Origin of the sequence: Rhodosalinus sp. (assembly GCF_041685465.1) — a bacterium.
Lineage (GTDB): Bacteria > Pseudomonadota > Alphaproteobacteria > Rhodobacterales > Rhodobacteraceae > Rhodosalinus.
Map to the genome: position 1 here is coordinate 1 of NZ_JAWLFS010000136.1, position 8,187 is coordinate 8,187.

An 8,187-nucleotide genomic window follows, 5' to 3' on the forward strand; every position below is an offset into this window, starting at 1 on the left:
CTGTCGGTGGACGCGATCGCGTACGACGAGGGCGGCGTGCCGCAGCTCGCCGGTCAGGGCGGCGACGCCGCGGCCTTCGTCCGCGTCTACCTGGACAATCGCCCCGTCACGACGGTGCCCGTCGGACCGGACGGCGCATGGCGCGCAGAACTTCCCGAGGTGGAGACGGGTGTCTTTACCATGCGGCTGGACGCGATCGACGCGTCGGGCGAGGTCACCTCCCGCCTCGAGACGCCGTTCGAGCGCATCTCGCCCGCGCGCCTCGCGGAGGCGAGCGCCGACGCGGCCGAGGAGGGCCGCCGCGTCGTCACCGTGCAGCGGGGCAACACGCTCTGGGGCATCTCGCAGCGCAACTACGGGGACGGCATCCTCTACGTGCGAATCTTCGAGGCCAACCGCGACCGCATCCGCGACCCCGACCTTATCTATCCGGGGCAGGTCTTCACCGTTCCACGGTGACGCGGGCTCTGGCCGCGCGCGCGCGGACGGGCTAGGTGCGGCGGGCAAGGAGGATCGCGATGCCCGCCGACGTCACAGCCCCGCAACCGGAGACCGCCGCCGACGAAGCCCGGCGCGAGCGGCGCACGGGCTGGGCGGTGATCCGGCGGGTCGCGCCCTACCTCTGGCCGCCGGGCGAGGGTTGGGCGAAGCGCCGGGTCGTCGGCGCGCTCTTGCTGCTGCTCGCGGCGAAGCTGATCGCGGTCGGGACGCCGATGCTCTACAAGCAGGCGGTGGACGCGCTCTCGGGCGAGGGGGTCTCCGACCTCGCGCTCGGCGCGGTCGGGCTGACGGTCGCCTACGGCATGGCGCGGCTCATGTCGAACGGCTTCCAGCAGTTGCGCGACGCGGTCTTCGCGGGCGTCGGCCAGCGCGCGCTGCGCCGCATCGCGCTTCAGACCTTCACGCATATCCACCGCCTGTCGCTCTCCTACCACCTGACGCGGCGCACGGGCGGGCTTTCCCGGATCATCGAGCGGGGCGTGAAGGGCGTCGATTTCCTGCTGCGGTTTCTCTTGTTCTCGGTCGGGCCGCTGATCCTCGAGCTGGCGCTGATCGCGGGCGTGCTCTTCGTGATGTTCGACGCGTGGTATCTCGCCGTCGTGGCCGTCACGATCGCGCTTTACGTCTGGTTCACGTTCAAGGTGACGGAATGGCGCGTGCGCCTCCGGCGCGAGATGAACGATCAGGACACCGACGCCAACCAGAAGGCGATCGATTCGCTCCTGAACTACGAGACGGTGAAATACTTCGGCGCCGAGGGCCGGGAGGCCGCGCGCTACGATCGCTCCATGGAGGGTTACGAGACCGCGGCGCTCAAGACCGCCTATTCGCTCGCCTTCCTGAACTTCGGGCAGACGCTGCTGATCACCGCGGGGCTCGTGATCGTCATGGTCATGGCCGCGGTGGGGGTCGAGCGCGGCGCCCTGACCGTGGGCGATTTCGTCATGGTCAACTCCTACATGATCCAGATCACCATGCCGCTCGGCTTTCTCGGGACGGTCTACCGCGAGATCCGGCAGAGCCTCGTGGACATGGGCGAGATGTTCCGCCTGCTCGACCAGCCGACGGATGTCACCGATCGCCCCGGCGCCGGGGCGCTCGCCGTGCCGCGCGGCGAGGTCGTCTTCGACCATGTCGCCTTCGGATACGACCCGGCGCGGCCGATCCTGCGCGATTTCAACCTGCATGTCGGCGCGGGCGAGAAAGTGGCGCTCGTCGGGGCCTCGGGCGCGGGGAAGTCGACGATCGGGCGGCTTCTCTTCCGGTTCTACGACGTGACCGGGGGGGCGATCCGCATCGACGGGCAGGATATCCGCGAGGTCACGCAGGAGAGCCTGCACGCCGCGATCGGCGTGGTGCCGCAGGACACGGTGCTCTTCAACGACACGATCCGCTACAACATCGCCTACGGACGCGAGGACGCCGCCGAGGCCGAGATCGTCGCCGCGGCGAAGGCCGCGCAGATCCACGACTTCATCGCCGCGCTGCCCGAGGGCTACGACACGCAGGTGGGCGAGCGGGGGCTCAAGCTCTCGGGCGGGGAGAAACAGCGCGTCGGCATCGCGCGCACGCTCCTGAAGGACCCGCCGATCCTGCTTCTCGACGAGGCGACCTCGGCGCTCGACACCGATACGGAGGCCGAGATCCAGGAGGCTCTGCGCCGTGCGGGGCAAGGGCGGACGGTGCTGACCATCGCGCACCGGCTCTCGACCGTGGCTGACGCCGACCGCATCGTGGTGCTGGATGCGGGCCGCATCCTCGAGGAGGGCACGCACGACGCCCTGCTTTCCCGGCAGGGGCGCTATGCCCGGCTCTGGGCGCGTCAGAAATCCGAACGCGCCGCGTGACGCAAGGTCATGTCGGCCCGGCGCAGAGCCCGGGCCGCGGGGGCGCCGTCGAACAAGTCGCGCAAGGCCGGGACCCGATTTCGCGCGCCGTGGCCCCCGGCATCCGAAGCGGGGCGCGGATCGCGTGGACGCGGACGACCGCCCCGCTTGCTAGCCCGACCGCACGAGCCGCAGGATCACGAGAAGCACCACCGCGCCGAGCGTCGCCTGCAGGATGGTGACGAAGATGCCGCCGCCCGGACCGAAGCCGAGCACCGGCAGCATCACCCCGGCGAGGAAGGCCCCGGCGACGCCGACGGCCATGTTGCCGATCAGCCCGAGGCCGCCGCCACGGACCAGTCGCGCCGCGAGCCAGCCCGCGACCAGCCCCGTCAGAAGCATCGCGAGACCGCTGTCGAACCCCATCATCGGCGCCTCCTCATTCGGCCGCGCGCAGCGGCTTGGCCGGCACGTAGGGCGGTGCACCGTCCGCGGGGGTCGGCCCCTCGTCCCAGAGGATCGTCGGGGCCTTGACCCGCCGCGCGGCGCGCCGCAACGCCCAGTCGCGGGCCGCCCGGCTCGACCGGCCGGCCCCGGCCCAGGCGAGGGCGCGCGCGAGCCAGATGGCGTAGGAGGTGATCCAGACGCGGACCGAGAGCAGCGCGGGCGTGACGACGAGCGTCAGCACCGTCGCCACGCCGAGCCCGAAGACCACCGCGGTGGCGAGCTGCTTCCACCAGAGTGCCGTCGGGCTGTCGATCGAGTAGCCGCCGCCGATGAAGTCGAGGCTGATGCCGAGCATCATCGGCGCAAGGCCGGCCATGGTGGTGATCGTCGTTAGCAGCACCGGGCGGATGCGGTCCTCGGCGGTGCGCACGATGGCCTCGATCCGGGGCATGTAGCGGGCGTAGTCCTGATAGGTGTCGATCAGGACGATGTTGTTGTTCACGACGATCCCGGCGAGCGCGACGATGCCCGTTCCGGTCATGATGATCGAGAAGGGCTGGTTCATCGTCAGCATCCCGATCAGCACGCCCGTGGTCGAGAGCACCACGGCGAGCAGCACCAGCACCGAGTTGTAGATGCTGTTGAACTGCGCGAGCAGGATGATGAACATGAGCCCCAGCGCGCCCGCGAAGGCCTGCATCAGGAACTGCCCCGATTCCTGCTGCTCTTCCTGATCGCCGGTCCATTCCCAATCGATGCCGGCGGGCAGCTCCGCCTCGGTCTCCAGCCACTCGGTCAGGTTATCGATCCGCTCGTTCGCGTTTACCGGCGCGATCCGCGCGCCGGCCCAGGACGTGCCCGGGTCGGCGTCGGCGACGCGTGCCTCCGCCTGTTCTGACGGCATCGTGCCGAGGTCTGCGCCGTCCGCCGCCGTCACCGTGACGAGCCCCGACTCCACGTCGGCCTTCACGTCGAGGTGGCGGGTCTGGTCGACGCGGGTGATCTCGGCGAGCTTCTCCACCGGCTGGCGCGTGATGAAGTTCGCGAGCGGGACCAGCCCGTCCTCGGTCCGCACGCGCAGCGTGTCCAGTGTCGAGAGGACGCGGTCCTGGTCCGGCAGGCGCACGCGGATCTCGATCTCCTCGTCGGAGGTCGGCACCCGCATCGTGTCGAGCAGAAGGCCCCGCGTCACGAGCTGCACCATCGCGCCCACGGTGGCCACGTCGGCGCCGTAGCGGCCCGCCTTCTCGACGTCGACGTCGATCTGCCAGTCGATGCCGGGGAGCGGGCGCGTGTCCTCGATCAGGGTCAGCCCGGGCAGCGCGTCGTATTTCGCCCGCACCGCGCCGGCGGCCTCCACCAGCGCGTCGAGGTCGTCGCCCTTGAGGCGCAGGTGCACCGGCTTGGCGTCCGCCGGCCCCTGCGCCGCCTCGAGGATCTCGGCCTCCATGCCGGGCAGCCGATCGAGCTGCTCGGAAAGCTCGGCCAGCACCACGTTGCCGTCGAGCGAGGGATCGAAGCGCCGCTCTTCCCAGGGGATCGTCTCGAACTGCACCTGCCCGACGGTGTCCTTGGGCGCCTCGGCGCCGCCGGTGTTGGAATTGAGCCCGCCCTCGCCCGCGAAGGAAAAGGCCGAGCGCACGCCGCGGTGCGCGATCACGATCTCCTCGGCCTGGCGCACGAGGTCGTCCTTCTCGGCGAGGCTGAGGTTGCCGCGCGCCTTGACGTAGACGATCGCGCGCTCCGGCTCGGTCTCGACGAAGAAATCGACGCCGTTGTTGTTCTCGCCGTAGTACATGAAGACGCTGACCACCACGACGCCGACGCCGGCGAGGGTCAGGAGCGGCATCACCGGGTTGCCGGTCACGAGACGGATGAGCCCGCCGAAGAGCGTGCGCCGGCGCCCGGCGCGGATGCGGCGCGGCGCGAACTCGACCCGCGCCGCCGAGAGCGTGATCGAGGCCGCCATGGCCGAGACGAGGAAGAGCGCGGCGCCCGGCAGCGCGGCCGCGGCACCGGGCAGGGGCGGCGGCGTGCCCCCGAAGAGGTAGCCGGGATTGAGCACCTGCATCGCGCCCAGGAAGACGCCGTAAAGCGCCACCGGCACCAGCGCCGCGCGCACCAGCCAGGGCGTGCGCGCCCGCAGCCCGTCCGAGGCGCGCGCGAAAATCCGGCTGACGCGGCCCGTCACGCCGCCCATCACCGGCAGGTAGATCAGCGCCACCACGAGCGAGGCCGAGAGCACGAAGATCAGCGTGACCGGCAGCATCCCCATGAACTCCCCCGGCACGCCTGGCCAGAAGAGCATCGGCAGGAAGGCGCAGAGCGTCGTGGCGGTGGAACTCACGATCGGCCAGAACATCCGCCGCGCGGCCTCGACGTAGGCGCGCATCGGACCGGCGCCGTCGCGGATGCGCTTGTCGGCGTATTCCACGACCACGATCGCGCCGTCCACGAGCATCCCCACCGCGAGGATCAGGCCGAACATCACGATGTTCGAGATCGTCACCCCCATGATCGCGAGGAAGGCGAAGCACAGAAGGAAGGAGGTCGGGATCGCGAAGCCCACCAGGAGCGCCGCCCGCGTGCCGAGCGCGGCGAGCGCGACGATCATCACCAGCGCGACCGCGGTCAGCACCGAGCCCTCGAGCTGGCTCACCATGGAGGCGACGGTGCGGCTCTGGTCGTTGGAGGTGCCCATCTGCACCGCCGAGCGCAGCTCGTCGGGCCAGTCGGCGCGCTCGGCCGCGATCACCTCCTCGACGCGGTCGGCGGTGTCGATCAGGTTGAAGCCCTTGCGCTTGATCACCTGCAGGGCGACCGTCGACTCGCCGTTGAAGCGGGCCGTGCCCTCCCGGTCCTCGAAGGTCAGGTTGATCGTCGCCAGATCGCCGAGCGTCACCACCCGGTCGCCGTTCGTCTTCACCGGCAGGTCGTAGACGTCGCGCGCCTCGTCGAAGCTCGACGGGATCTTGACCGCGAAGGCGCCCTGCGCGCTCTCGACCTCGCCGGCGGCGATGAGCTGGTTGTTGTTGCGCACCACGTTGATGAGTTCGTCGGCGGTGACGTTGTAGGCTTCGAGGCGGAGGGGGTCGATCACCACCTCCAGCATTTCCTCGCGCTCGCCGGCGACGCCCACCTCGAGCACCGGGTCGAGCGCCTCGATCTCGTCCTGCAGGTCGCGGGCGACGCGGAACATCGTGCGCTCCGGCACCGGGCCGGTGAGGTTCACGATGATGATCGGAAACTCGGAGAAGTTGATCTCGTTGATCGAATACTTGTCGTAGCCTTCGGGGAACTGCCCCTCGGCCGTGTTCATCGCGTCGCGCACGTCGGCGATGGTCTCCGACTTGTCCCAGCCGAACTCGAACTCCAGCGCGACGCCGCCATAGCCCTCGGCCGCCGTGCCCGACATCTCCTTCAGCCCGTCGAGGTCCGAAAGCTCGGTCTCCATCGGCTTGACGAGCAGCCGTTCCGCGTCCGCGGCCGAGATCCCGGGGAAGTTGACCGAGACGAAGAGCGCCGGAATCTCGATGTCGGGCTCGCCCTCCTTCGGGAGCGAGACATAGGCGAAGCCCCCCACGATCAGCGTGAGCGCGATGAAGGCCAGCACCATCCGCGCGCGGTCGGCCGCCCAGGTCACCATGCCGGTCATTGCGTGGCCTCCCGGTAGGTGGCCTCGACCGGCACGCCGTCGGTGACGTATTCCTGACCGAGCGTGATGACGTCGGCCGTTTCCGGCAGGCCCTCCACCCAGACGCCGTTGACCGTGTCGCGCAGCAGCGTGACCGGCACGAAGCGCGCGGTCTCCTCGTCCGTCACCGTGCGCACGCCGAGGGTGCCATCGTCGTCGAGCGTGAGCGCCGACTGCGGCAGGAGATGCGCCATCGCCCCGTCGGCCTCGACCACGATCTCGGCGGTCTGCCCGTCGCGGACGGAAATATCCGCGTTGGGCACCGTGATCTCGACCCGGAAGGTGCGTGTCGTCGGATCCGACGAGCGCGAGATGAACGTCACCTCGCCCTCGAGCTCCCGTCCGGTGACGAGGCGTGCGCCGGCGCGCGCGCCGTCCGCGATGCGCTCGACCTCTGTCTCGGGGACGAAGCCCACGAGGCGGATCGGGTCGAGACCGAGCACCGTGGCGCAGAGCCCGCCGGGCTGCAGCAGGCTTCCGAGCTCGGCGGTTTCCGATTCGAGCACGCCGGCGAACGGCGCCCGGATTTCCAGGCGCTCCATTTCCGTCTCGGCCGAATCGACGGCCGATTCGGCACCCTCGATGTTCGCCTTCACGGTTTCGAGCTGGCTGCGCGCGGATTCGACGCCCGCCTCGGCGGACCGCACGGCGGCCGTCGTCGAGGCGACCCGCGTGCGCGAGGCGAAACCGCCCTCGGAAAGCTGCACCGCCGCGGTCGCGTTCAGCTCGGCCTCTTCGAGGCGGGCCTCGGCCTCGGCCAGCCGGGCGCGCGCTTCCGGTGCACGCGCCTCGGCCTCGGCCAGCCGGGCGCGCGCCTCGGCGAGCACCGCGTCGCGATCCCCGGGGTCGAGGCGGCACAGCACCTCGCCGGTCTCGACCCGCGTCCCCTTCGGCAGCGGCTCGGACGTCACCAGCCCCGAGGTCTCGGCGCGCAGGCTCACCTCCCGCGCAGCCTGCGTCTCGCCGCGCAGCTGCACGGCGCTGTCGATCTCGCGTGCGGCCGACCGCATGGCCACCACCGCGACGCGGTCGGGCGCCTCGCCCTCCGCGTCGTCCGGCGCGGGCGTCGGTTCGGCCCCGGATGCCTGTTGCGGCGCCTCGCCCTCGGGCGCCTGTCCCGTGTCATCCGATGCGTCCGGATCACTGTCCGTCCCATCGCTGTCCGGCACCGGGTCGGGCGCAAGCGGGTTGAGCTCGGCCAGCGTCACGCGCTCGCCCTGCGAAAAGCGCACCAGCGCCTCGCGCTCCATCACCACGAGGTAGAGCGTCCCAAGGACGAGCAGCGCGGTCAGGGCGGGGATCAATCGCATCTTCGGCCTTTCATGCCGGCCCCGTCTCGCGCGCGGCAGGCGGTCGCGCAGGGCCTCGTGTCTCGTGTCGTGATGCTATACGCTGAACCGACCGGTTCAGATTAGAGATTCCGCCGCAGTGCCGCAAGATTGCCGGGCCGCGCGGGGCGGCGCCTATGGCGCGTGCATGCCCTTGGCACCGTCCCACCCAGCGTTTAAGAGGGGCGGAGGCCAGCGCAGGGGGCACCGTGACCGAGCGCGACAGTTTCATCGAGGAAGTCGCCGAGGAGGTGCGGCGCGACCGCATGTTCGCGCTGATGCGGCGCTATGGCTGGATCGCCGTGCTCGCGGTGCTCGTCCTTGTCGGGGGCGCCGGCTGGAACGAGTGGCGCAAGGCACAGGCGACGGAGCGTGCGCGCGCCACGGGCGA

Annotated in this window: 5 protein-coding genes and 1 pseudogene; 3 read left to right on the top strand and 3 right to left on the bottom strand. The window is 70.6% G+C overall.

All coding sequences use genetic code 11. From position 1 onward, the window contains the following. Positions 1–459, top strand: a 459-nt coding sequence (locus ACESL7_RS10065) for a LysM peptidoglycan-binding domain-containing protein (RefSeq protein WP_372893194.1), incomplete at its 5' end; no start/stop codon positions are given. Positions 460–518: 59 nt separating this feature from the next. Continuing rightward, positions 519–2,348 (top strand): ABCB family ABC transporter ATP-binding protein/permease, encoded by a 1,830-nt coding sequence (locus ACESL7_RS10070; RefSeq protein ID WP_372893195.1) that lies wholly within the window; start codon positions 519–521, stop codon positions 2,346–2,348. A 150-nt stretch (positions 2,349–2,498) separates the two neighbouring features. On the opposite strand, the gene ACESL7_RS10075 is transcribed toward ACESL7_RS10070, so the two are convergent. The 3 genes from ACESL7_RS10075 to ACESL7_RS10085 are packed head-to-tail and all read right to left on the bottom strand — an operon-like array spanning position 2,499 to position 7,778. Next, positions 2,499–2,756 (bottom strand): GlsB/YeaQ/YmgE family stress response membrane protein, encoded by a 258-nt coding sequence (locus ACESL7_RS10075; protein WP_372893196.1) that lies wholly within the window; start codon positions 2,754–2,756, stop codon positions 2,499–2,501. A 10-nt stretch (positions 2,757–2,766) separates the two neighbouring features. After that, a complete protein-coding gene (locus ACESL7_RS10080) occupies positions 2,767–6,429 on the bottom strand; it encodes an efflux RND transporter permease subunit (protein WP_372893197.1) in 3,663 nt (1,220 codons plus the stop codon). Continuing rightward, positions 6,426–7,778 carry an efflux RND transporter periplasmic adaptor subunit gene (locus ACESL7_RS10085; RefSeq protein ID WP_372893198.1) on the bottom strand — a complete coding sequence of 451 codons (1,353 nt, stop codon included), beginning with the start codon at positions 7,776–7,778 and terminating at the stop codon, positions 6,426–6,428. Before ACESL7_RS10085 ends, ACESL7_RS10080 begins: the two co-directional genes overlap by 4 nt. 227 nt (positions 7,779–8,005) lie before the next feature. Here ACESL7_RS10085 and ACESL7_RS10090 point away from each other — a divergent pair. Then, positions 8,006–8,187, top strand: a pseudogene (locus ACESL7_RS10090) (hypothetical protein); the annotation flags it as partial.

Coding starts and splice junctions, on each gene's coding strand:
- ACESL7_RS10070 (WP_372893195.1), top strand. CDS start 519: ATGCCCGCCGACGTCACAGCCCCGCAACCGGAGACCGCCGCCGACGAA.
- ACESL7_RS10075 (WP_372893196.1), bottom strand. CDS start 2,756: ATGATGGGGTTCGACAGCGGTCTCGCGATGCTTCTGACGGGGCTGGTC.
- ACESL7_RS10080 (WP_372893197.1), bottom strand. CDS start 6,429: ATGACCGGCATGGTGACCTGGGCGGCCGACCGCGCGCGGATGGTGCTG.
- ACESL7_RS10085 (WP_372893198.1), bottom strand. CDS start 7,778: ATGCGATTGATCCCCGCCCTGACCGCGCTGCTCGTCCTTGGGACGCTC.